General features: G+C 54.9%; 21 protein-coding genes. 19 read left to right on the top strand and 2 right to left on the bottom strand.

Annotation, left to right across the window (positions count from 1 at the left end; all coding sequences use genetic code 11):
- Positions 1–81: 81 nt before the first annotated feature.
- The 19 genes from dapB to ACP8MI_RS06300 all read left to right on the top strand — a co-directional run bounded on the left by dapB (position 82) and on the right by ACP8MI_RS06300 (position 20,867).
- Positions 82–831, top strand: coding sequence for a 4-hydroxy-tetrahydrodipicolinate reductase (gene dapB / locus ACP8MI_RS06390; RefSeq protein WP_284589479.1), 750 nt, complete (start codon positions 82–84; stop codon positions 829–831).
- A gap of 3 nt (positions 832–834) precedes the next feature.
- Entirely contained in the window at positions 835–1,590 is a 756-nt protein-coding gene (gene thyX / locus ACP8MI_RS06385) for an FAD-dependent thymidylate synthase (RefSeq protein ID WP_284589480.1), read from the top strand.
- 58 nt (positions 1,591–1,648) lie between these two features.
- Positions 1,649–2,557, top strand: a complete 909-nt coding sequence (gene dapA, locus ACP8MI_RS06380; protein WP_026167736.1) for a 4-hydroxy-tetrahydrodipicolinate synthase — start codon at positions 1,649–1,651, stop codon at positions 2,555–2,557.
- A complete protein-coding gene (locus ACP8MI_RS06375; protein ID WP_284606952.1) occupies positions 2,558–4,774 on the top strand; it encodes an RNase J family beta-CASP ribonuclease in 2,217 nt (738 codons plus the stop codon). It abuts the gene before it with no gap.
- Positions 4,775–4,839: 65 nt separating this feature from the next.
- A complete protein-coding gene (locus ACP8MI_RS06370; protein WP_126843740.1) occupies positions 4,840–5,466 on the top strand; it encodes a TIGR03085 family metal-binding protein in 627 nt (208 codons plus the stop codon).
- A gap of 85 nt (positions 5,467–5,551) precedes the next feature.
- Complete coding sequence (locus ACP8MI_RS06365; RefSeq protein WP_249605872.1) at positions 5,552–8,863, top strand: FtsK/SpoIIIE family DNA translocase; 3,312 nt, start codon at positions 5,552–5,554, stop codon at positions 8,861–8,863.
- 296 nt (positions 8,864–9,159) lie between these two features.
- Positions 9,160–10,176, top strand: a complete 1,017-nt coding sequence (locus tag ACP8MI_RS06360) for a TerC/Alx family metal homeostasis membrane protein (RefSeq protein ID WP_284607014.1) — start codon at positions 9,160–9,162, stop codon at positions 10,174–10,176.
- A gap of 36 nt (positions 10,177–10,212) precedes the next feature.
- On the top strand, positions 10,213–10,773 hold the full coding sequence (gene pgsA / locus ACP8MI_RS06355; protein WP_239210783.1) for a CDP-diacylglycerol--glycerol-3-phosphate 3-phosphatidyltransferase: 561 nt from the start codon (positions 10,213–10,215) through the stop codon (positions 10,771–10,773).
- 3 nt (positions 10,774–10,776) lie between these two features.
- The gene (locus tag ACP8MI_RS06350; protein WP_343328155.1) at positions 10,777–11,319 is read left to right on the top strand and encodes a CinA family protein; all 543 of its coding nucleotides are present in this window, start codon (positions 10,777–10,779) and stop codon (positions 11,317–11,319) included.
- A 165-nt stretch (positions 11,320–11,484) separates the two neighbouring features.
- The gene (locus ACP8MI_RS06345; protein WP_018119725.1) at positions 11,485–11,859 is read left to right on the top strand and encodes a helix-turn-helix domain-containing protein; all 375 of its coding nucleotides are present in this window, start codon (positions 11,485–11,487) and stop codon (positions 11,857–11,859) included.
- Positions 11,860–11,983: 124 nt separating this feature from the next.
- Positions 11,984–12,859, top strand: a complete 876-nt coding sequence (locus tag ACP8MI_RS06340) for a PspA/IM30 family protein (protein WP_239210785.1) — start codon at positions 11,984–11,986, stop codon at positions 12,857–12,859.
- A gap of 43 nt (positions 12,860–12,902) precedes the next feature.
- Positions 12,903–13,118 (top strand): DUF3046 domain-containing protein, encoded by a 216-nt coding sequence (locus tag ACP8MI_RS06335; RefSeq protein WP_284589482.1) that lies wholly within the window; start codon positions 12,903–12,905, stop codon positions 13,116–13,118.
- Between the two features lie 213 nt (positions 13,119–13,331).
- Entirely contained in the window at positions 13,332–14,480 is a 1,149-nt protein-coding gene (gene recA, locus ACP8MI_RS06330) for a recombinase RecA (protein WP_126843746.1), read from the top strand.
- Positions 14,464–15,111 (top strand): regulatory protein RecX, encoded by a 648-nt coding sequence (locus ACP8MI_RS06325; RefSeq protein WP_249605871.1) that lies wholly within the window; start codon positions 14,464–14,466, stop codon positions 15,109–15,111. Before recA ends, ACP8MI_RS06325 begins: the two co-directional genes overlap by 17 nt.
- 285 nt (positions 15,112–15,396) lie before the next feature.
- On the top strand, positions 15,397–16,461 hold the full coding sequence (locus ACP8MI_RS06320) for a quaternary amine ABC transporter ATP-binding protein (RefSeq protein ID WP_239210787.1): 1,065 nt from the start codon (positions 15,397–15,399) through the stop codon (positions 16,459–16,461).
- Positions 16,452–17,381, top strand: a complete 930-nt coding sequence (locus ACP8MI_RS06315) for an ABC transporter permease (RefSeq protein WP_239210789.1) — start codon at positions 16,452–16,454, stop codon at positions 17,379–17,381. The genes ACP8MI_RS06320 and ACP8MI_RS06315 overlap by 10 nt, the downstream gene beginning before the upstream one ends.
- Before the next feature lie 103 nt (positions 17,382–17,484).
- Positions 17,485–18,387, top strand: coding sequence for a glycine betaine ABC transporter substrate-binding protein (locus tag ACP8MI_RS06310; RefSeq protein ID WP_239210791.1), 903 nt, complete (start codon positions 17,485–17,487; stop codon positions 18,385–18,387).
- Positions 18,388–18,585: 198 nt separating this feature from the next.
- On the top strand, positions 18,586–20,124 hold the full coding sequence (gene miaB / locus ACP8MI_RS06305; protein WP_249606546.1) for a tRNA (N6-isopentenyl adenosine(37)-C2)-methylthiotransferase MiaB: 1,539 nt from the start codon (positions 18,586–18,588) through the stop codon (positions 20,122–20,124).
- Between the two features lie 23 nt (positions 20,125–20,147).
- Positions 20,148–20,867: an Rv2732c family membrane protein gene (locus tag ACP8MI_RS06300; protein WP_239210793.1), complete on the top strand. Its 720-nt coding sequence runs from the start codon at positions 20,148–20,150 to the stop codon at positions 20,865–20,867.
- 17 nt (positions 20,868–20,884) lie between these two features.
- Here the strand turns inward: ACP8MI_RS06300 and ACP8MI_RS06295 are convergent, their stop codons facing one another.
- Both ACP8MI_RS06295 and ACP8MI_RS06290 read right to left on the bottom strand, forming a co-directional pair.
- A complete protein-coding gene (locus tag ACP8MI_RS06295) occupies positions 20,885–22,123 on the bottom strand; it encodes a GNAT family acetyltransferase (protein WP_249605870.1) in 1,239 nt (412 codons plus the stop codon).
- Complete coding sequence (locus tag ACP8MI_RS06290; RefSeq protein ID WP_026167732.1) at positions 22,124–23,488, bottom strand: DUF349 domain-containing protein; 1,365 nt, start codon at positions 23,486–23,488, stop codon at positions 22,124–22,126.
- Positions 23,489–23,718 lie beyond the last annotated feature (230 nt).

The following is a 23,718-nucleotide window of genomic DNA, read 5'->3' as shown; positions in this document are numbered from 1 at the left end:
GTAACGAGATAATTGGATAAACAGAAAGAACCGTTAATCCGCCCCGGTGTCGGGTCGGTGGGAAGCACATAAGGATCATTAATGACTATTAAAGTTGGCGTACTCGGAGCACACGGCCGCGTCGGTAGTGCAATTGTGGAGGCAGTTAACGCAGCTGATGATTTAGAGTTGGTGGCAGCACTAGACAGGGATGACAGCTTGGAGGCTTTGGTGGACAACCACGCCGAAGTCGTGGTTGATTTCACGCAGCCGGGCGTGGTCATGGGCAATCTGCAATTTTGCCTGGCCCGGGGGCTTCACTGTGTTGTGGGCACCACTGGGTTTGATCAGGACCGGCTGGAAGAAGTTGCACAATGGGCGCAAGCTGATGGTGCAGGCCACGTACTTATCGCGCCGAACTTCGCAATCTCTGCGATTTTGACTATGCACTTCGCCCGGCAGGCGGCGGAATACTTTGAGACCGCTGAGGTCGTGGAATACCACCATCCGACGAAACTCGACGCCCCGTCTGGTACCGCCATCCATACTGCACAGGGCATCGCAGAAGCGCGTCGGCAAGCCAATATGCCAGACATGCCGGATGCCACGGAACAATCGCTTGACGGAGCTCGCGGGGCCAACGTTGACGGAGTGCCAGTGCACGCGGTACGCACCCGGGGCATGGTCGCGCACGAGGAAGTGATTTTTGGCGCACAGGGCCAGTCGCTGACGATCCGTCAGGATTCTTATGACCGAACCTCGTTTGTCCCCGGTGTCTTCGTCGGTGTGCGTCAGATTAAAGACAACCCCGGCTTGACAGTTGGCCTCGATAAGTTCTTAGGCCTGAACTAATCCATGGCTACTGCCAAGAAACTCAAAGTCGATCTTCTCGCAGCGACGCAATTTTTCCCGCCCGCAGATCTCGACTCCGTGTGGCAGGTCGATGAGACAGCGACGGATGCTGAATCATTGGTGGAATTCGCTGGCAGGGCGTGCTACGAAACTTTTGACAAGCCCAACCCACATACTGCAGCTAATGACGCCTATCTGCACCACATCATGGAGGTTGGTCACACGGCATTGCTGGAGCATGCTACCGCGACCATGTATATCCGCGGCATCTCGCGCTCGGTCACGCATGAACTCGTTCGGCACCGACATTTCTCGTTTAGCCAACTCTCCCAGAGATTTGTGCATTCCGGGGATGCACAGTTTGTGATGCCTGATGCCGTGGCCGAGGACGACGAATTATCTCGCTTGGTGGAACAGGCAGTCGATGATTCCCGGTTTGTGTACAACGAGTTGCTTGCTGCGTTGGAAGATAAGCTTGCCGACGAGCCGAATGCATTGTTACGCAAAAAGCAAGCCCGACAGGCGGCGCGTGCGGTGCTTCCGAATGCCACCGAGTCTCGCATCGTAGTGACTGGCAACTACCGCGCATGGCGCCACTTCATTGGTGCGCGGGCTAGTGAGCACGCCGACGTGGAGATGCGCAGGCTCGCCGTGGAATGCTTGCGCTTATTGCACCAACAGGCCCCGTCACTGTTTTCGGATTTCCACGTCAGTACGCTCTCCGATGGCACCCACATGGCTGTGAGCCCCTATGCTTAACTGCGCAAAGGCGCGCCGGTTCTCAGTTGGACGTGGTTAACGGGTAACCTAGACCAGCATGAGCACAGGTTTGACAGTCAAGACTGGAGTCGAGACATTCGGCAGCGTCAGTGTTGCCATGGTGACCCCGTTCGATAAGGACGGCGCTGTGGACCTTGGCGCTGCACGAAAACTAGCCGCTCACCTGGTGGATAATGGCTTGGACGCCCTCGTGGTTTCCGGTACCACTGGAGAGTCACCCACCACCTCGGTGGAGGAGAAGCTTGCTCTTATCAAAGCTGTCAAAGATGAGGTCGGCGACCGTGCCAAGATCATGGCCGGCGTCGGCACGAATAATACGGCTACCACGATTGATCTCGCTCAGAAATCCGCGGCTGCGGGGGCAGATTCTCTCTTGGTCGTGACTCCGTATTACTCGAAGCCGAGCCAAGCAGGCCTTATCGCTCATTACACGGCAGTTGCGCAGGCTACGGACCTGCCCATCAGCTTGTATGACATCCCTGGACGCTCGGGCATCCCGGTCGAGTCGGAAACTATCGTTGAACTCGCCAAGCTGCCCACCATCCAAGCAGTGAAAGACGCAAAAGGCGATCTGCATGCTGCTTGCAATCTGATTCAAGAAACCGGCCTGGCATGGTACTCGGGTGATGACCCAGCAAACCTGCCATGGTTGTCGGTTGGTGCAAGCGGGTTTATCTCCGTAATCGGACACGCTGCACCGAAAGCTTTGCGTGAGCTCTATGACGCATACGACACCGGAGATCTTGCGCGTGCGCGAGAGATCCACACAACTGTATTAACGCCGTTAATCCGAGCACAACATCGCTTGGGCGGCGCCAATTTTGCTAAAGCAGCCCTGCGTGAACAGGGCATTGACGTAGGCGAGCCGCGGTTGCCACTCGTTCCGCTAGACAACGAGCAGGTGGCTGGGCTGCGCCGTGATTTGGACCAAGCTGGAGTCTTATAGATGACTGAATCTCGCACTCGTTCCCGGAAAGTATCCCGTAAGGCGGGGCCGCCGGAGGACGCTGCAACTGTATCGCAATCCTTGTCGCAGAACAGCAGTTCTGCCGAAACTGCACCGAACCCGTCGTTTAAGCCACCAGAGAACACCCCAGACTCCGGTGGCTCGCAGTCTGCTGGTTCCGGTAACCACAACCAGAACCACAAGAACTCGAACAAGTCCAAAAAACAGGACAAGTCGAATAAGTCGGATAATAAAAAATCCGGGGGAGATAATTCAGCCGACAACGCGTCCGGAAATAACAAAGACAACAAAGGTGGAGGCAACAATTCCGGTAAGGGACGCGGCCGCGGTTCTCGTGGGCGCTCGAACCGGGGTCGTGGCGGTAATAACAACCACGGTGGCGGCCAGGGTGGAAATAACCAAGGCGGAAACAACCGTGGACGTCGTAACGTCCCGAAGTCGATGCAAGGTGCTGATCTAACGAAGCGTTTGCCCGAGCCGCCGCAGCAGCAAAAAGGCACGCTGCGTATGTATGCTCTGGGTGGTATCTCGGAGATCGGCCGTAACATGACCGTTTTTGAATACGACGGCAAGTTGTTGATCATCGACTGCGGCGTGCTGTTCCCCTCGTCAGGAGAGCCAGGCGTGGACCTGATCCTGCCGGACTTCGGGCCGATCGAGAAAAAGATCGACAAAGTCGAAGCATTGGTCGTGACTCACGCCCACGAGGATCACATCGGTGCTATCCCGTGGTTGCTTAAGCTACGTCCGGATATTCCAATCGTCGCGTCCAAATTCACCCTGGCACTGATCGCGGCAAAGACAAAAGAACACCGCCAGAAACCAAAGCTGGTGGAAGTTAATGAAAAATCGGACGTGAATTACGGCCCGTTCCGGTGCCGGTTCTGGGCAGTTAACCACTCGATCCCAGACGCATTGGGCATCATGCTGAACACGCCTGCTGGATCGATCATTCATACCGGTGACATCAAGCTCGACCAGACGCCGTTGGATAACCGTCCGACGGATCTGCCAGCCTTGTCGCGGTACGGCGATGAAGGCGTCGATCTGATGCTGTGCGATTCTACGAATGCCACGGTGCCGGGGGTCTCGGCTACCGAGGCTGATATCGCACCGACACTGAAGCGCATCGTGCAGTCTGCAAAAAACCGCGTGATCGTTGCATCATTTGCCTCGAACGTGTACCGCGTTCAGGCCGCCATTGACGCTGCTGTTGCTTCGCACCGCAAGGTTGCGTTCAACGGACGTTCGATGCTGCGAAACATGGAAATTGCCGAAAAGATGGGTTACCTGCGCGTACCAAAGGGCACCATCATTCCGATCGAGGAAGCCTCGAAGATGGCTCCGCACAAGACCATGTTGATTACCACCGGTACCCAGGGTGAACCGATGGCTGCGCTGTCACGGATGGCCCGTCGTGAGCACAGGCAGATCACGGTGCGTGCAGGAGATCTGATTATCCTGTCATCGTCACTGATCCCGGGTAACGAAGAAGCAGTTTTCGGTGTGATCAATATGCTGTCGCAAATCGGCGCGGAATTGATCACCAACGCGGATGCCAAGGTGCACTCGTCAGGCCATGGTTATGCCGGTGAACTTTTGTTCCTGTATAACGCCGCGCGTCCGAAAAACGCCTGGCCGGTTCACGGTGAGTGGCGCCATCTCCGCGCAAATAAGGAGTTGGCGATCTCCACCGGCGTGCCGCGTGAGCGCGTTATGCTCGGACAAAATGGCGTGGTTATTGACATGGCGAACGGCAAAGCCGAAGTGGTGGGCCAAAAGACCGTTGGTAACCTCTACGTCGACGGTGTGAACATGGGCAACGTGGACGCCGACACCCTCGCCGATCGCACCAGCCTCGGGGCTGGCGGTGTGGTGTCGATTACCTGTGTGGTCGACAACCGCACCTCACAGTTGCTGGAGCGCCCACGCGTTGAAACCACAGGCTTTGCAGAAGACGATCGTGCGCTTATTCCACAGGTAGTCGAATTGGTGGACAACACCATGAATGATTTGGCCGCCGAAGGAGAAAACGATACCTACCGCATGGTGCAGAAACTTCGTCGCAAGGTTTCCCGTTTCATTGAGCAGAATTGGAAGCGTGAGCCAGTGATTCTGCCGACCGTCGTTCCAATGGCCTCCGAGATCGAGATCGTGGATGATGAAGAAGTCGACAACTCACGTGAATCTATCTAATCCTCTGGCTTTTTAGCCCGCGTAGATAGTTCAGATGGAACATGGCCCCGGGGTAACCTGGGGTCATGTCTTTTTCTGATTCTGAACGCCAGCTATTGGCCGACCTTTTCCTGGAAGTCGGCCCAGAAGCACCTACCTTGTGTGCAGGGTGGACGACTACCGATTTGGCTGCGCATTTATGGGTGCGTGAACACCGCCCCGAAGCTGCTGCGGGGATGGTGATTTCGCCGCTGAAAAATCACCTCGCGAGCGTACAGAATAAAGTGAAAAAGCAGGATTATTCGCAATTGGTAGAACACTGGCGCGCCGGCCCGCCGAAATTCTCACCGCTCCGGCTTGTTGATCGCACAATGAATGCAGCTGAGCATTTCGTTCACCATGAAGATGTTCGTCGCGCCCGCCCGTCGTGGAGCCCACGTGTACTTGAGGCAACAGCGACTGCTGCCTTATCCAAGTCATTGCCGCTGCTGGCGAAGGTGCTGCTTCGTCATTCGGAGTTACCAGTTATTTTGACCCCGACAAGCTTAGCTCCCCTGACTATTGGTGGTGAGCGGGGAGTGGTTGACCATGGCGATGCTGTCGCCCGTGTGTCCGGTGATATCGGAGAGCTCGTGTTGTGGGTTTTTGGTAGAGACGCTGTTGATGTTGCGATGACTGGCGATACCGCGAAAATTGTTCGGTCTAGTTCATAGACTTGACTTACAGATATGTAAGTTCATTCGCGTCAATGGTGTGGCGCTTGAGAAAAATGAGCATTGAGGTATTAGGGTATGGGTCATGTCTGTGAAGTCCACCAGCCCACGCAATACTCGAGGTGGTAGTGAGCGCAAAAAAGCCCGTTCCAATTCCACCCGCCCGGCGCCGCGCAGCCGCACCAGCCGCACGGAGACTAAGCCGAGCGGCAGCGCTGCGTCGACACGAGCTGGTGACAAGTCCACGCGGGACTCGGTGACAAAGGTGGAACCCACACATCCAGAAACGGCGGTATTTGGCTCTTCGCATCGCGCTGCGAACACCTCGCACGAACGTACGGGTAGCGCATTTCGGGCAGTCGGCTCGGGGATTGGGGCAGTTTTTTCCAAAACCGCTGAAGCGCTGACGAAGTTTGGCAATATTGGACAATCCGATGAAGAATACGACGAGTATGCCGAATATGACGATGATGTCGTAGCGTATAGAGGCAGCCACGGAAAACTTGATGAGGACCTCTATTCTGCGGATACCCCTGATAGTTCGGTGAAGCAGAAAAAACCGGCGAAGAAAACGGAATCTTCGGTTCGCTCGACCCCCGAGACATCAGATACTGACGAACTCGGCGATGAGGTATCGACAGCGCAGAAGGCTACCAGTGGCCCGTCGTCGCGCTCCGATGCCATCGCGTTGGTCTTAATTGGTATCGCCATAGTCTTGGGGGCCTCGGTCTGGCTTGATATCGCTGGATTCATCGGGCGTGGGATCGCGACAGCTACCCATGCAGTACTTGGAGCCGGCGCTTTTGTGATTCCCGTGGCTCTGGTGGTTGCCGCGGCAGCTCTGTTCTCTGGAAAGCGAGTGGCATTAGAAAACCGCGTGCGCGTCAGCGCTGGTACCGGCTTGATTGTGGTGTCGATGCTGGGGCTAATTCACCTGTTTTCTGGTGCACCAGATTCTTGGGCGGAACGATTTGTCGCCGGGGGTGCACTCGGGGCGTGGACAGGTGGTGCCCTAGCCGCCGGATTTAGTTCATACGTAGCGGTGCCTTTACTGATTTTGGTAATTATTTACGGAGCCCTGAAAGTCACTGGGATCACCGTCAAAGAATTCGCTGAGTACCTTCGCGAGGCAGTCTCTGGCAATGCTGGCGATACTGAAGCAAGTGCCGAGGATTCCACAGAGCTAGATGATGCCTATGGCCACGTTGATGAGGACATCGATGCCATTGTTTCCGGAGGGCCTCGAACGCCACGTCGTCGCGCACCAGTGCGTGCGACACCTGTCGTTCCGCCAGCTCGTTCTGCGGGCAGAGGGACAGTACCCGTGAATGCTGCGCGCGCTGTTGCACCAGCCGCCCAGCAATTAAACAATGCTGGGCACAAGGCACGTAGTGAATCGGCGTTGGATAACGGGCGGGAAGAACAGACTGAGGTATTGCGAAATACTGGAGCAAACGCACGCAGCGAGCAATCCTCGGCGTCTACTGCGGCAGCGCGGCGTGCACCGTCTGTGAGTGACACCGATGAGATCCCAGCAGTACCCGATTCCTCGCGCGCCGGTTCGGAGAACTCTTCTACCAGCGCTGGTTCGGAACACACTGAGGTGCTTCCAGTAGGATCTCGCGATGCTGTCGCCCAAGCACACGATAGTTTGCAGCAACAGAAGAAGCCGGTACCGCAGGCACCTCAGGCAAAGGCCTCACACGCTCCGCACACCGAACAGACAGTGCCAGAGGTCATCGACGCGGAACCGGCCGACGGAACGGAGTTGAATTCCGAAACGGTGCTTGAGCCGGTTGAATATTCGATTCCATCACCGGGATTGTTGGAGCCGGGTCGCGCACCGAAGACGCGCACCGAGACTAATGACCGCACTATTGAAGCCATCGACGCCTGCTTCGCAGAGTTCAAGGTGGATGCAGAAGTTACTGGTTTCACGCGCGGCCCAACAGTGACGCGTTATATCGTTGAGCTGGGTCCAGGTGTGAAAGTCAGCAAGATTACCAACCTGCAGTCGAACCTGGCTTACGCGGTAGCGACAGGAAACGTGCGTATTTTGGCGCCAATTCCGGGCAAGTCGGCAGTTGGTATCGAGGTGCCAAATTCTGATCGTGAGATCGTGCGGCTGCGTGATGTTCTGGAATCTGAGGTTATCAATGGCGACGAGGATCCGACGTTGGTTGGATTGGGTAAAGATATCGAAGGCGAATTTATCTCGTCGTCTATTCAGAAGATGCCACACTTGCTTGTTGCCGGTTCGACTGGTTCTGGTAAATCGGCATTTGTTAACTCCATGCTGGTCTCGTTGCTCACGCGTGCGACTCCGGATGATGTGCGCTTGATTTTGGTGGATCCGAAGATGGTGGAATTGACTCCTTATGAGGGTATTCCACACCTGATCACGCCAATTATCACCCAGCCAAAGAAGGCTGCGGCCGCGTTGCAGTGGTTGGTGGAAGAAATGGAGCAGCGCTACCAGGACATGCGGTCGGCGCGGGTCCGTCACATCAAAGACTTCAACCACAAGGTCCGCACCGGTCAGGTGCAAGCACCTGCGGGCTCTGAGCGTGTGATGGAACCTTATCCATTCATTGTATGTGTCGTTGATGAGTTGGCAGATCTGATGATGACCGCACCGAAAGAGATTGAAGAATCGATCGTGCGTATCACGCAGAAGGCGCGTGCGGCGGGTATCCACTTGGTATTGGCCACCCAGCGCCCGTCGGTCGACGTGGTGACCGGTTTGATCAAAACCAACGTGCCATCGCGTTTGGCATTTGCGACGTCGTCGTCGACGGACTCGCGCGTGATTTTGGACCAGACCGGTGCCGAACAACTGATTGGTATGGGTGATGGCCTGTTCATCCCACAGGGTGGACGTCCAGTGCGCATGCAGGGTGCCTTTGTATCCGATGACGAGGTCTATGCCGTGGTAGAAGCGGCTAAGGCGCAAGGGGAGCCGGACTATACCGAGGGCGTGACCGAGGATAAACAAGCTGAGGCGAAGAAGGCGATTGACGACGACATCGGTAAGGACATGGATGACTTGCTGGAGGCCGTCGAGCTGGTTGTAACCTCCGGACTGGGATCCACGTCGATGCTGCAGAGGAAGTTGCGTATTGGTTTCGCCAAAGCTGGTCGTTTGATGGATTTGATGGAAACTCGTGGAATCGTCGGCCCTTCAGAAGGCTCGAAAGCCCGTGAAGTGTTGACTAAACCAGAAGAGCTGGATACGACCATATGGATGATCAAAGGTGCGGATCCAGCTGAGGCTCCGAAGGAAGTACAAGAACAGGAAGCGCACTTTGGTGAAGCTGCCGAGGATGACTCATCAGATGGTACGGGAGCGCCTCAAGTATCTAAGGCGTCCTATAACCCCACCTCATCGGCGTTTTAAAGCGTGATTATCGGGGTTCGCTTTGGAGTGCGCTAAACTGTAGAGCAGTCCATGGAGGGGAGTATCCTCAACGCGACAGTAATCGTCAACACGGTGGCAGCGGCTTTGCTGGCGCCCGGTTCTGTCGGTCCACCCCACGCGGCATGAGGGAGCACAATAAAGTTTTGAGCTCTTCGAGCAGCAATGACGGCAACAGCTAGTGCGTCGCAAAGCGTGACTGTTTCTGAGCTGTCCGTGTGTGTGGGTTGTGGGTAGGAGAGACCTCTGGTCCATCTACATGCTGACCGGAGGTCGTGGTGGGAGTACCACTTGTTGTTTGGCTGATTACTATCGCAGCTATCGCTGGGTTTTTCATATTTGATTTCTATACTCACGTTCGCAAGCCACATGCGCCTACGCTGAAAGAGGCTGGTTTCTGGTCAGCGTTTTATATCGGCATCGCGTTATTGTTCGGCGTCGTCGTGTGGTTTGGATGGGATGCGCAGCACGGCATTGAATATTTCACTGGTTATGTGACCGAAAAAGCATTGTCGATTGACAACCTCTTTGTGTTTGCCTTGATTATTGGTGCATTTCAGGTGCCGAGGCAGTACCAGCAAAAGGTATTGCTGATCGGCATTGTTCTCGCCCTTATTTTCCGCCTGATCTTTATCCTTGCCGGTTCCGCGCTTATTTCTGCTTGGTCAGATATTTTTTACGTATTTGCGATCTTTTTGCTGTACATCGCCATCAAGCTGGTAGTCGATGAGTTCCGTGACAAACCGGAAACGCATCCAAATGACATGCTGGCCATCAAAATGATCCGTAAGGTCATGCCGGTCACGAAGGATTACCAGGGCGATAGTTTAGTCGTGCGTAACGCAGGAAAACTGGCGGTCACCCCACTGCTGGTCGCACTTCTGGCCATCGGCTTCGTGGATGTCATGTTTGCATTCGACTCGATCCCAGCAATTTACGGAATTACCACCGAGGCTTATTTGGTATTCGCGGCCAATGCCTTTTCACTCATGGGCTTGCGGCAATTATATTTCTTGCTTGATGGTTTGCTGGATCGCTTGATTTACTTGGCATACGGTTTGGGTGTCATCTTGGGATTCATCGGCATCAAACTACTGCTGCACGCGTTGCACGAAAATAATCTGCCGTTTATCAGTGGTGGAGAAAACTTGTCTGTGCCAGAGATATCCACAGTAGGCTCACTAATCTTTATTGTCTTGACGCTGGTAGTGACAGTGGTTGCCTCGGTGATCAAATCTCGCCGGGATGTCGCGCAAGGTGCAATTGATACGCGTAAACATCGGCCGGGGGTCTAGGCAAAAGGTGAATCGGAACGGGGTAGGATCAGGAGTGTGAGTACCCCAGCTGCGAAGCCGTCCAACCTAAATCTCCCAAACGTTCTCACGAGTTTGCGGATCGCCTTCATCCCGGTCTTTGTGTGGCTCGTTCTAGCGGGCGGGGGCACCGAAATTGGCTGGATGTGGGCGGCGTTCTTGGTTTTTGTCGCGCTCATGATTACCGATAAGCTCGATGGTGACATCGCGCGAGCACGCGGATTGGTAACAAATTTCGGCAAGATTGCCGACCCGATAGCCGACAAAGCACTGATGACTTCTGCGTTGGTGAGCTTGAATATTATCGGTGAGCTTTCGGTATGGATAACGGTCGTTATTTTAACCCGTGAATTCGGCATCACCGTCTGGCGCTTCGCGCTTTTGCGTCGTGGAAAGGTAGTCCCAGCTAGCCAAGGAGGCAAGCTAAAAACCGCGCTGCAAGCGCTCGCCGTCGCACTCTACCTATGCCCGCTGCCAAGCTGGATGGACGCGCCGACGCTATTGGTCATGCTGGCTGCCGTCGTCGTGACTGTATGGACCGGCTTTGCCTATTTGCGTGATTCACAGCGGGAGAATTAAAACGTGCCAGCATTTCGAACTGCATACTCTGGGGACTGCCGCGATAATGCCTGCGACGATGCACGAGATGGTGATGCCCGCGCAGTGCTTGAGCTGTTGGAAGCCCGCAGCCAAACCCTGGCGACGTGTGAATCGCTGACGGCAGGTGGAGTGGCAGCGCGCCTTGCAGATATACCCGGGGCATCTGCTGTTTTGCAAGGAGGGCTAGTTACCTATTCTGCCGACCTCAAGGTGCTGCTGGCCGGCGTGGATCGTGATCTGATCACGCGCTACGGGGTAGTGTCTGCCGAGTGCGCGCAAGCGATGGCTGCCGGTGCCCGCAAGGCATGCAGGACTGATTGGGCAGTATCTCTTACTGGTGTGGCAGGGCCTGGTCCGGCTGATGGGCGTGCTGCCGGTGATGTCTACATTGCGGTCGCGGGGCCGACATCTGCATCGTCAGCAGTGCAGTTGTACCACTGGCCGAATCTCACGCGCGGACAGGTGCGTGAAAACTCAGTTCGAGCTGCGTTGCGACTACTACTATCTGTGCTTTCTACTGGCTAGTCGATTGCTATTTAAGGTAATTATTGGATCGACGTAGTAGATCGCTGATACGTTCGACAAACTATGGAATTTAGAGTCTCGGTGTTTAAAGCCGTTGTATACTAGCCGGTGATCCCACACCATGAGGTGGGAACAAAATATGAACTCGAATCGTTGGAATAAGTGATGGCAACTCAATCAGTAGTACTTGATACTCCGATTATCACCGGAGAAACCACCGCATATCACGAGCGTTTGGCTAAGCCAGAGCCTCTGTTGCGGCAGGCTTTAGGCTTGGCGCTGCGTGCCTTCCGCGCTGATAAAGGTGTTACGTTGCGTGAACTGGCGAAAGCGGCACGGGTTTCACCTGGTTATATCTCCGAGCTTGAGCGTGGGCGCAAAGAAGTTTCTTCGGAACTTCTTGCGTCGGTCTGCCACGCTCTGAATGCAACCGTGGCTGATGTGCTCATTGAAGCCGCCGGAAATATGGCAATGACTTCCGTTGATCAAGAGCTGGCGCAAACCTCACCTGCCGCCGCGGAGCCTGCTTCGCAGTCTTAGGCTTGCTGCTTTCGGTGGCCAGTTCATGGAAAATTGATTCGTAGTTCATTCCAGGCCGCGGTGGCTTTACACCGACAACCACAATTCGACCTAGATACGCACACAGGAAGGTGCTTGATTTAGCATGGCTAATCCTTTTAGCAAGGCATGGAATTATTTCATGGCTCTGTTCGATTCGAAGATCGATGAGCACGCGGACCCAAAGGTCCAGATCGAGCAAGCGATTAGCGATGCGAAGCGGCAACATCAGGAGCTGTCGCAACAGGCGGCCGCAGTGATCGGTAATCAACGCCAGTTAGAGATGCAGTTGAACCGCAGGCTTAATGAGGTAGAAAAGCTGCAGTCGAATACGAAGCAAGCGTTGGAATTGTCGGATAAAGCCCGCAGTGAAGGTGATGAGCGAAAGGCTATCGAATACGAAAACGCTGCAGAGGCTTTTGCTGCACAGTTGGTGACTGCAGAGCAATCTGTAGAAGAGACCAAGCACCTGCACGATCAAGCACTGAAACAGGCTGACCAGGCTAAGCAGGCTGTAGAGCGCAATAATATGCAGCTGCAAGAAAAGGTACAGCAGCGGTCCAAGTTGCTGAGCCAGCTGGAGCAGGCCAAGATGCAGGAAAAGGTTTCGGAGTCGCTCAACTCCATGAACAACCTCACCAATGATTCCTCACCATCGCTTGATAGTGTTCGCGACAAGATTGAACAACGCTATTCGCGTGCATTGGGCCTAGCTGAACTGGCGGAGAACTCCGTCCAGAACCGCATGCACGAGGTAAAGCAGGCTGGTATCCAGATGGCTGGTCATTCGCGGCTTGAGCAAATTCGGGCCGAGATGGGCGGGTCAGGTTCTGCACAGAAGTCGGTGTCGCAAGGGCAATCGGGTGGACCGAAACAGGTGACGTCTGGTCAACAAGGTGGTGCCCAGGCAGACCAGCAGGCTCAGCCGCAAGTTTCGGAAGACGAAATTGCTAAACGCATGCGGGAACTTCGTGGGGAATAGCAACTACGATTGCACAAGATCCCGAGTTTAAGGCGGTGTTGCTATGCGACTAACTGAATTCAGCCGACTATTGCACGACGAATTTGGGGAAACCCAAGCGAAATGGATTGCCCATTCTCACGTGTTGACCGGGCGTGAGGCCACCGCCGACGAACTTATCGAAGCAGGAGTTGATCCCGCAGAGATTTGGGATGGGATCATGAATGATTTTCGCATCCCAGAAGAGCGACGCTTGGGTAAGGATAACCTTGGTTGGTGACCGGTCCCGATGCATGTTCTCGACAGCGTTGGGTGCACACGAATTTGATTCGGGTGCCGACGTGGTCGAGTAAAGGGAACTATTGAGCCAGCAATCTGTGCAGGTGGTTCATGCAAACTCTAAAAAAATGAGATGAGCGGAACCTTTTGAGGTTTTGTGGCGTCTAATGATGCACAGCGCACACGGGGAAAGAGAACAAGGAAAACAATAACTATGGCAACGAAGAAAAAAACTAGCGCTAAGAAAACGGAAAATGCGGGAGCAGATCGCCAAAAGGCACTCGATGCCGCAATGGCGATGATTGAAAAAGATTATGGCAAAGGCGCTGTCATGCGTCTGGGGGACGACGATCGCCCTCCAATTCAAGCTATTTCTTCGGGAAATACCGCAATCGACGTTGCCTTGGGCATTGGTGGTTTCCCGCGCGGGCGCGTTGTAGAAATCTACGGTCCGGAATCATCGGGTAAAACGACTGTGACCCTGCATGCCATTGCCGAGGCGCAGAAGGCAGGTGGCATTGCTGCGTTCATTGACGCTGAGCATGCTCTTGATCCAGAATATGCCCGTTTGCTGGGTGTCGACACCGATAACCTGCTAGTTTCGCAACCAGACACCGGCGAGCAAGCGTTGGAAATCGCCGATATGCTTGTGCGATCTGGCGCCATCGACATCATTGTGGTGGACTCAGTGGCAGCGCTGACTCCCAAGGCAGAAATCGAAGGTGAAATGGGTGATTCCCATGTTGGTCTGCAAGCTCGTCTGATGTCGCAGGCACTACGAAAGATGACCGGTGCGTTGTATAACTCTGGTACGACTGCGATCTTTATTAACCAGTTGCGTGAAAAGATTGGCGTCATGTTCGGTTCGCCTGAAACTACCACCGGTGGTAAAGCCCTGAAGTTTTATTCGTCAGTGCGCTGTGACATTCGCCGTATTCAGACGCTCAAGGACGGACAAGACTCCATTGGCAACCGTACCAAGCTCAAGGTTGTGAAGAACAAGGTATCGCCACCATTTAAGGTTGCTGAATTCGACATTATGTACGGCGAGGGTATCTCACGGGAGTCCTCGATCATTGATTTGTCTGTGGAAAACAACATCGTTAAGAAATCCGGCTCCTGGTTTACCTACGAAGGTGAGCAACTTGGGCAGGGTAAAGAAAAAGTCCGGCAATTTCTCAAGTCCAATCCTGAGCTGAGTGACGAGCTGGAGCAAAAGATTTTCCAAAAATTAGGAATTGGAAAATATGCTGCTAAAAATAGTGGCGAGGAGAGCCTGGACGTTCCGGGCTCTGATACGCCATTGAGCGAACAAACAGGCGCAGACAGCGACGCACCTGATTTTGATGATTCCGAAGAATAAACAACCTGTGGATCAGCCAGCTGGCGATTCGCACCCCAATTTGGAGAAAATCGCTCGTCTGCGCGATGCAATTGCGCAACACACGACCGATAATTCTGATGGCTCGTCAATCATTGATTACGAGCTAGAAGAACAAAAAACTCCTGTGCGTAAAAAAGCACTGGGCTTGCTTAATTACCGCGCACGATCCGTACAGGAATTGCGCGGTAAGCTTCTCGACGCAGAATTCGAAGCCGAAGTTATCGACGAGGTGATAGCGGATCTAGAGCGTGCGGATTTGCTTGATGATGAGAAATTTGCGCATGAGTGGGTTTATCAACGGCACAATCGCCGCGGGAAAACCAGACTGGTGCTTGATCATGAGTTAGCCGACAAAGGTATTTCGCCGGCCATCCGTGCGCAGGCCCTAGACCAGATTGACGACGACGATGAGGCTGAACTTGCCCAAGCCCTGGCAACGAAAAAAGCGAAGAAGGTCAAACGCATCGACGACCGGGCGGGATATGACAAAGAGCTTCGAAAAATTGTTGGTGTGCTAGCCCGGCGAGGATTTGGCCAGGGGATGGCTTTACGATACGCCAGACAGGCACTCGATGAACGCTGTGATGAGCTAGAGATAGATCCTCGCTAGCACAACCAGACACTGTCCGAGATGATGGCCAGCAGCAAAGTGATAGTGCGCCTTGCTGCTGGCCATCGCGCTTATCTCGTGTGTTAACCCAGGGTTCGTGATGGCGTCGTAATGATCAACTCGTTGTCGATTTCTGCGTACCGTGGTAGCCAAACTTGGGATTTCGTGGCAACCTTGGTGTTCAATGAGAAAATACAATGGTAGAAAACTTCGGACTAGCACATAGCTCTAAGGCACGACACCGTCGTGCGCACAGACTTTGTTTCACGGTAGGGGAGAGCATTAGTGACGGGTATTTCTGCCAACGGGCTGTATAAAATTTTCGGGAAAAACCCCAAGCGTGGCGTTGATGCGCTACATCGCGGGGTTAGCCGCGCAGCGCTGCGCGAAGACGGACTCACGGCTGCAGTTATTGATGCTAGCTTCGAAGTAGTCCCAGGAGAAGTATTTGTTGTCATGGGGCTTTCAGGCAGTGGCAAGTCCACTCTCATCCGCATGGTTAATGGTTTGCACACAGCTACCGCTGGGGAACTGCGTCTAGGGGGCCACTTGATCACGGATATGTCCGAAGCTGAGCTCCGCGCAGTCCGCCGTGACACCATCTCGATGGTCTTTCAAAATTTCGCTCTACTACCGCACCGGACTGTCGGAGAAAATGCCGCGTATGGCTTAGAGATCAAGGGCGTAAATAAGTCTGAGCGGGAAGAAAAAGCTCGGAAAGCTTTACAAATGGTGGGATTAGAAGGCTGGTCACACTATCGGCCGGATGAATTATCAGGCGGAATGAAACAACGCGTTGGCTTAGCGCGAGCGTTGGCGAACGATACCGATATTTTGCTCATGGATGAGGCTTTTTCTGCACTGGATCCGCTAATTCGCAAAGAAATGCAGGATCACCTGATGAATCTGCAACAAGAACTGGGCAAAACCGTATTGTTCATTACCCACGATCTTAATGAGGCGATGCGCATTGGTGATCGAATTGCGGTGATGCGTGATGGCCGGATTGAGCAAATAGGTACGGCTGGGGAGATCCTCCGTGAGCCTGCTAACGACTACGTCGCACAGTTCATTCACGATGTCGACCGTTCTCGAGTATTGCTCGCCGGCGATATCTGTCAATCTGCGGCAACTCCGCTGTCGGATGAGCCAACCGCAGACAATGCCCATATCGTCGCCGCGGATACCCCGATTGCCCAGTTATTTTCCCGCGCTGCACGCCACGAGCAACCACTCGTCGTCAAGAATAGCGATGGTGGGATCGACGGCATCATAACGCGAGAAACATTGCTTACAGCCGCAGCTGATCATTCCGAAATCTCCGAAGAAGGTGGCCGCTCATGGCACTGAATGAAGAATTAGTCCCACGCATTCCGTTAGGAACTTGGGGCGATGATGCCTTGATGTGGCTGCGGGAAAACGCCTCTATTGTTTTTGATGTCTTTTCCACGGTCACGTCGTTTCTGGTTGAAGGTCTCGCCGACGGTTTGAAGGCAATACCGGCGTTTTTGTTGTTGCTCATTTTCGCGTTTGCCGGTTGGGCGCTGCGATCCTGGCGGCTGGCAATTGGCGTGGCACTAACTTTCTTGCTGGTTATGGGAATGCGTCAATGGGAGCAGATGCTGGACACCATGGCTTTGGTGATCATTGCGACGCTGGTTGCGGTGGTCATTGCAATTCCGGTGGGGATCTGGGCTGCGAAAAACGATCGAGTCTCCGCCGTGGTTCGCCCAATTTTGGATTTTATGCAGACCATGCCAGCCTTCGTATACCTACTGCCAGCGGTGATGTTTTTCTCCATCGGAGTGGTTCCGGGCACCTTCTCGACGATTATTTTTGCTCTGGCCCCGGGCGTGCGCATGACCGAATTGGGTATTCGCCACGTCGATGCGGAGACCGTGGAAGCTGGGCGCTCCTATGGTGCTACCGATCGCCAAATTCTTCGTGGCATCGAATTGCCCTTAGCCATGCCATCGATCATGGCCGGTATTAACCAGATCATTATGCTTTCGCTATCAATGGCAGTAATTGCAGGCATGGTCGGTGCCGATGGACTCGGCAAAGAAGTCGTCGCAGCGATTTCCACGCTGAATCTGGCGCAAGGACTGGAAGCCGGCCTTGCAGTGGTAATCCTGGCGGTCTTTTTGGATCGTCTCACCGCAGCTCTGGGCAATCCTGGCGATTATCCGTCGTCGTTGCTTGCTCGTTGGCGCAAACGGAAACGCGATAAGCACAAAGCACATTCGACACTGGCCGCCGGTGCCAAATAAAGACAGAACACGTTAGCGAGGGCACACTCACGCACTCGTTAACGCATAACTTCATATCGCAGTCAATCCCATGACATCTCTGTGAGTGGCGAAAGGACAACCCATGATTAACCGAAAACTTCTTGCCGGAGCGGGAGCTAGCGCCTTGGCGCTGACTCTAGCCGCCTGCGCTGATGACGGCGGCGATAGTGCAGCCAATGGCGCTGGTGACGCGACGATTACCTTGGGCTACCTACCGTCGTGGCCAGACGGATTGTCCACCGCCTATCTTATCGAGCACTTTTTGGAAGAAGCTGGCTACGAGGTCGAGCATGATCCGCAATCAGAAGCAGCCGTGCTCTACACCGCCGTAGCCAATGGCGATATCGATATGTATCCATCCGCGTGGCCAGAAATGACCCATGACCACTACATGGAAGAACATGGCGACAACATCGAAGATCTGGGTGCTTACTACGACAATGCCCAATTGACGCTGGCGGTTCCGGAGTATGTCGAAGGCGTCGACAAGATTGAAGATCTCAAAGGCCAAGGTGAGCGCTTCGGCGGCCGCATCGTGGGTATTGAGCCATCCGCCGGCTTGACTGACCAGACAGAAAACTCGGCGATGCCAGCGTATGATCTTGACGACGAATACCAGCTGGCTACTTCTTCTACTCCTGCGATGCTGGCTGAGCTTGATGCCGCGATCCAGGATGAAGAAGATATTGTCGTGACTCTGTGGCGGCCACACTTTGCCAACCATGTCTTCCCGGTTCGTGATCTGGAAGATCCAGACAAGGTGATGGGCGAGGCCGAAGCGTTGCATTGGTTGGCGCGCAGCGGTTTCAGCGAGGAATTCCCAGAACTGGCCGATTGGTTCGCTGAGCTCAGCATGACTGATGAGGAATACGGTGCGCTGGAAGATCTCGTCGTCAACGAGTTTGAGGGCGAAGAAGACAAAGCCATTGCAGCCTGGCTCGAGCAGTACCCAGACGTCATTCCTGCAGCACCCCAGCGTTCCTAGGTTTCCGGTAATGCTCCGCAGGTGCTTTCTGCAGGATGTCGATAGGACCGGTATTCGGTCGCTGGGGCGAAAGGCACTCAGCTAACCGGGTATCCGGCTGTTATGAACTCTCGCGGGAGGTCACTACAATGTCCTTCCGTGAGCATGCGCAACGAGAATAGGGAATACACCACCGAGATGCGGCAGAACGCAGTCGATATGACCACTGGCTCCACTGAGCAAGCAGACCCCGCGGGATCTCCGCGCACCTATGAGGTGCGCACCTTTGGTTGCCAAATGAACGTGCATGACTCAGAACGTCTGGCTGGGTTGCTGGAAGATGCGGGCTATGTCTCCGCCGCAGAATATGGCGCTCATGCCGGAGCGGATGCCGAATCGGTGCAACCTGATCTCATCGTATTTAACACCTGCGCAGTACGAGAAAATGCTGATCAGCGCTTATACGGAACTCTGGGTAATTTAAAAAAGACCAAGGAAAATCATCCTGGTATGCAGATTGCCGTAGGCGGCTGCCTGGCGCAAAAAGACAAAGACGCGGTTCTGAAAAATGCCCCGTGGGTCGATGCCGTTTTCGGCACCCACAACATGGGCTCGCTGCCGACGCTTTTGGAACGGGCGCGTCACAATGAGGAAGCCCAAGTAGAGATCGTTGATGCTTTGGAAGATTTCCCGTCGGTGTTGCCAGCCAAGCGCGAATCTGCTTATTCCGGATGGGTATCGATTTCTGTTGGGTGCAATAACACCTGCACATTTTGCATTGTGCCATCGTTGCGCGGTAAAGAAATTGACCGCCGCCCAGGAGATATTCTCGCGGAAGTGAAAGCGCTCGTGGACCAGGGCGTTAGTGAAGTTACCCTCCTCGGACAAAACGTGAATGCTTATGGGGTGAACTTCGTGGACCCTGACCTGAAGCGTGATCGCAGCGCGTTTTCGAAGTTGCTTGCAGCCTGCGCGCAGATTGAAGGATTGGACCGGCTGCGTTTTACCAGCCCACACCCTGCAGAATTCACGAGTGATGTGATTGACGTGATGGCGCAGTACCCGGTTATTTGTCCACAGTTGCACATGCCGTTGCAGTCGGGTTCGGACAAAGTGCTTAAAGATATGCGCCGTTCGTATCGCAGCAAGAAATTCATGAAAATCGTGGATGAGGCTCGAGAAAAAATTCCCGGAGCTGCAATTACCACCGATATCATTGTCGGATTTCCTGGTGAGACCGAAGAGGACTTCCAGGCGACGATGGAAATCGTTCGCCGTGCTCGATTCTCCTCTGCTTTTACCTTCCAGTATTCCCCACGCCCAGGTACTCCCGCCGCGGACATGGATGAGCAGATCCCGAAGGATATCGTGCAGGATCGTTTTGAGCGCTTGGTGGCGCTACAAGACGAAATCATGCTGGAGGACAACCGTGCCCTGGTGGGCACCGAAGTAGAATTGCTAGTCCAAGCAGGCGGCGGACGGAAAAATGACCAGACGAATCGCCTATCTGGCCGTGCCCGTGATGGCCGTCTTGTGCACTTTGACCCTAGCGGCAATCTCGATGGCGAAATTCGGCCCGGCGATGTGGTCGTGACTACTGTGACCTCTGCGAAGCCATATTTCCTTATCGCGGACGGAGGTGTGAGCCACCACCGCCGCACGAAAGCTGGTGACATGTCCGGTGCCGGTAAGACCCCGAGTACTGCACCAGTGGGCGTGAGCTTGGGCTTGCCGACGGTTGCTGCTCGCAGCAATTAGGCGCGTCTTATACCATCGGTGACATGTCTACTTCGTCCTCTTCGGAACCAGTGTCGGACTCATCATCATCGACCCCACAGCAGCCACAACCGCAGCAGTCACAGTCACAGGAGCCGACGCGCCGTCCGACTGCGGCCGAATCAGCCGTCGTCGAAAAGCGAGCCGCACGCACGATGATGCTGGGGAAAGCAGCTTATGTGCTGATTGCTGCCATTGCGGGCTATGTCGGGTTTCTGTTGTTGCCGTATGCCGGCAGCGCGCGTGGTTATGAAGCTTTGCTGGGAACCAGTGAGGTCACCACGACGATTGAACAGGTTCATGCAGTGCTGTTAACCGTCGGCATTGGTATCGCGAGCACTCTCGTGGTTATCACCCGCTTTGCTCCGGCAGGCCTGATTGGCTGGATGTGTGTGACCGTTGCGCTGCCGTATTCGTTGTTCTCGTTGTGGGTGCGCCACACCGGGCCACATGATGGAGAAAATACTCCGCATTCCATTGGGATGTACGTTGGCATAGTGGCTGCTATTTTCGCGTTTGGTGCGTATTGTTCGGTGGCGCTGAAACGTAATCCGCAGCAGCAAGCCGCGGCTCGGATGCGCGCTGATTCGACCACTATTGACGATATTGCCCGCTTGCAGCGAGCATCGGGTATGGAAGTCCAGAACACGGATTATGATTCAAACCCGCTGTTTGTCGATGACCGACGTCGGCATGCAGCTTCGCGCACGCAAAGGGACAACTAACCTTCAGGTCCTCACCACTAATCTGCGGCTGTCTCGGCGGAGGGAAGTCGTTTTTCCCATGTCGAGCTGCAACTGAGCTCGACGGCACCAAGGCTGCGATAAAGTGAGCGCATATGGCCGGGCTGATCCGGGATGGATCCGTAAATCCGGTTCACGCTCGGCCACATTTCTTGTGCAGCGTGGATAGCTTCGAATTTCACGTGGCTTGCTAAGCCTTGCCGACGTCGCGTGCGGGCGGTCACGGTCAGTGTCCATTCCGCTACTGTTGGGTCGGAGCCATAGTGCCGCGCAATTTCGGTCAAGGCGCAAATCTTGTCTGTCTGCTTGTCGACGAGTGCGAACAACAAAGTCGAGCCACCGCGATCGCGCAATCGCTGGGCAGCTTGCTCCATACGGGTCGGTGTCCATTCGATGGGGTCGAGTTCCATCCCACCGCTGGGAACATCGATGGAAGCAACCGTTAACAGCTGTCGGATTTGCGGGGCGTATTCGTCGGCAATGGCGTAGTCCCGCCATGCCAACAGTCGATAGCCTGGGTGGTTTTCTGCTCCACTGTGTGCTTGCTGTCTGGCTACGTGCGTTTGTTCCGTAGCATGTTCCGCAGGGATATATGCCTGTATGTGCCCCAAATGGCGGTGGTAGCCGGAATCGATGATGGCAGGATAAAACGGGTCCGCATCTGGTGGGCAATCAGCCGGATGATGCACGGTAATCTGTGCACGGCTTCGCCCCAGTTGAGCCGCGATGTGCTCGGCGGAAGCGAGCAGCCGTGCCGTTACTTGCTTGGTCTTATCATCTGCGGATTCGCCGGGCAACGGTAGCAGGTCAATATCGAGGACGCATTCAATCTCGGCGATACTGGTATCTTCCAGTAGCGGCAATGTCAGGTGAATAAAACCAACAAAATTGGGTTCGCCACCCGGCCAAGCATGGCCGCGGATACCACACTCGCGCGGGTTATCCGTGGAACTAATGAGCGGATAGGACAGTTCAGAGACCTCGCCCAGTGGGGGCGCTTCGCACAGCGCGAATAGATACGTTGCTGACTCGGCTGAGCCTGCGAGTTGGGTGACTACACGTTCCGGTGCTGCAGAGGCAGCTGGATCCGGCGTCGCATCCTGCGCAGCTACGTTTGCGGCGAGGACGAAATCGCGGATTTCATCGCTAGGTGCAAGCAGCGTGTGTGCCTGCTGTGCATTCTGTGGCGTCTGCGGCCGCTGCCGACGGACGGGAGCAGCGAATTGGGCTACGTGCATCTAGTTGGTGGTATCGTCTAGGCTTTGCTCTGCCATCTGCGTCCATTCACGCCATTGGTTAGCCTGCTCGCGCAGAGCATTCGCTCGTGCTGCTTTTCCGGCCTTTTCCGCAGCTTCGGCTTGTGCGGCGAAATCATCGGCCTTCGCCTGGAATTGTGCGATCCGTGCCTGCGCCTCGGGGTCAGTGCGTTTCCACTCAGCTTCCTCTGCTTGTGAAACCCGGGCTTCTACTGCGGCAATTTTGTCCTCATATTCGCGCACTTGGCCACGGGGTACAAACCCGATTTCGTCCCACTGCTCTTGCAACTCCCGTAGCTTTTCGCGGGCGGTGGCAATGCCTTTGGCAGGGTCGACGAGCTCGTCGTACCGCGCGAGCAACTCGTCTTTGCGCTTTGCGTTGTTCGCAAACTCCTCGTCTTTTTCGGCCTGGGCAGCATCGCGCGCACTGAAGAATTTATCTTGTGCTGCACGGAAACGTGCCCAGAGAGCATCATCTGCGGCGCGGGGCGCGCGGCCAGCTGCTTTCCACTCCCGCATGAGATCGCGGTAGGCGCCTGCTGTACGGGACCAATCCGTGGAATTTTGCAAGGCTTCAGCCTTGTCCGCTAGGGATTCCTTTGTCTTTTGCGCTTGGGCGCGCTGCTTATCTAAGTCTGCGAAGTGTGCCCCACGGCGCCGGTGGAAACTGTCTCGGGCGCGGGAAAAGCGTTTCCACAACTCGTCATCAGTGGCACGGTCCAGTCCTTTAATGGACTTCCACTCTTGCACGATGCTGCGCAAGCGATCGCCGGAGGCCTTCCAATCGGTGGAATGCTCGGCGATTGCTTCGGCTTCTTCAGCCAGCGTGGTCTTTGCGGCTTCAGCAGCGGCAGCACGTTGTTGTTGGTCCCGTTGTGCTTGCTGGGCGGCGTCGTCGCAACGGTGGATAATTTCGGCAAGCCGCTGGTCGAGGGCAGGTAGGTCACCGACCACAGCTGCCTCCGCTAGGTTTTCACGTTGTGTCTGTGCTGAGCGTGCGATGTCGGCAGCATCGTGCGGATGAGCCCGCAGTCGAGTTTCGAGTACTTCCGCCTGGGTCGCTAATTCCTCGAACTTGGCGCCAAAATGCGCCAGGCCATCTGCACTGCTGCCAGCCTGCCAGGACCCCACTATGCGTTCGCTGCCGCTGAGCACGCTGGTGAGGTAGACCGTGCCGTCGTCGGTGATGTAGCCGTGCTCACTGGGTTTCGAGGAGATCGGCGCAGAAACAGGCACAGGAGTGGGCGTAGACGCGGACATGCCTGCCGTGCGGATGCCTCCATGTGAGCGTGGACCCGGCTTCGGCATGGATGCTGGGGATGGGCTGGGCGTGTGCTGCTGTGTCATGTCTGAGGGTCCTCGAATTTTCGTGAACTAATACTGTAAAACTCGTTGGGCAGTTGTGGACAGTTGATGGACAGTTTCTGCTCACTCCGCATATGACGAGTGAGCATCACTTGTGTTTTCAAACTTACCTGTCTCGATTTGATGATGTCACCAGAGCCTCCAGCTGTCTATGTGGTTAGGCGACTCATGGCGGAGGTCGTTATTCGCATTATGTGAAAAGCAGCGACGCT

It is taken from the genome of Corynebacterium sp. LaCa_70, assembly GCF_058182015.1.
Note: the sequence above shows the minus strand (reverse complement) of the source record. Positions and strands in the feature narration are given on the sequence as shown.

Coding starts and splice junctions, on each gene's coding strand:
- ACP8MI_RS06370 (WP_126843740.1), top strand. CDS start 4,840: ATGTCTTTTTCTGATTCTGAACGCCAGCTATTGGCCGACCTTTTCCTG.
- ACP8MI_RS06310 (WP_239210791.1), top strand. CDS start 17,485: ATGATTAACCGAAAACTTCTTGCCGGAGCGGGAGCTAGCGCCTTGGCG.
- ACP8MI_RS06365 (WP_249605872.1), top strand. CDS start 5,552: ATGTCTGTGAAGTCCACCAGCCCACGCAATACTCGAGGTGGTAGTGAG.
- ACP8MI_RS06325 (WP_249605871.1), top strand. CDS start 14,464: ATGATTCCGAAGAATAAACAACCTGTGGATCAGCCAGCTGGCGATTCG.
- ACP8MI_RS06345 (WP_018119725.1), top strand. CDS start 11,485: ATGGCAACTCAATCAGTAGTACTTGATACTCCGATTATCACCGGAGAA.
- ACP8MI_RS06300 (WP_239210793.1), top strand. CDS start 20,148: ATGTCTACTTCGTCCTCTTCGGAACCAGTGTCGGACTCATCATCATCG.
- ACP8MI_RS06295 (WP_249605870.1), bottom strand. CDS start 22,123: ATGCACGTAGCCCAATTCGCTGCTCCCGTCCGTCGGCAGCGGCCGCAG.
- dapB (WP_284589479.1), top strand. CDS start 82: ATGACTATTAAAGTTGGCGTACTCGGAGCACACGGCCGCGTCGGTAGT.
- ACP8MI_RS06375 (WP_284606952.1), top strand. CDS start 2,558: ATGACTGAATCTCGCACTCGTTCCCGGAAAGTATCCCGTAAGGCGGGG.
- thyX (WP_284589480.1), top strand. CDS start 835: ATGGCTACTGCCAAGAAACTCAAAGTCGATCTTCTCGCAGCGACGCAA.
- ACP8MI_RS06290 (WP_026167732.1), bottom strand. CDS start 23,488: ATGACACAGCAGCACACGCCCAGCCCATCCCCAGCATCCATGCCGAAG.
- miaB (WP_249606546.1), top strand. CDS start 18,586: ATGACCACTGGCTCCACTGAGCAAGCAGACCCCGCGGGATCTCCGCGC.
- ACP8MI_RS06315 (WP_239210789.1), top strand. CDS start 16,452: ATGGCACTGAATGAAGAATTAGTCCCACGCATTCCGTTAGGAACTTGG.
- ACP8MI_RS06335 (WP_284589482.1), top strand. CDS start 12,903: ATGCGACTAACTGAATTCAGCCGACTATTGCACGACGAATTTGGGGAA.
- ACP8MI_RS06340 (WP_239210785.1), top strand. CDS start 11,984: ATGGCTAATCCTTTTAGCAAGGCATGGAATTATTTCATGGCTCTGTTC.
- dapA (WP_026167736.1), top strand. CDS start 1,649: ATGAGCACAGGTTTGACAGTCAAGACTGGAGTCGAGACATTCGGCAGC.
- recA (WP_126843746.1), top strand. CDS start 13,332: ATGGCAACGAAGAAAAAAACTAGCGCTAAGAAAACGGAAAATGCGGGA.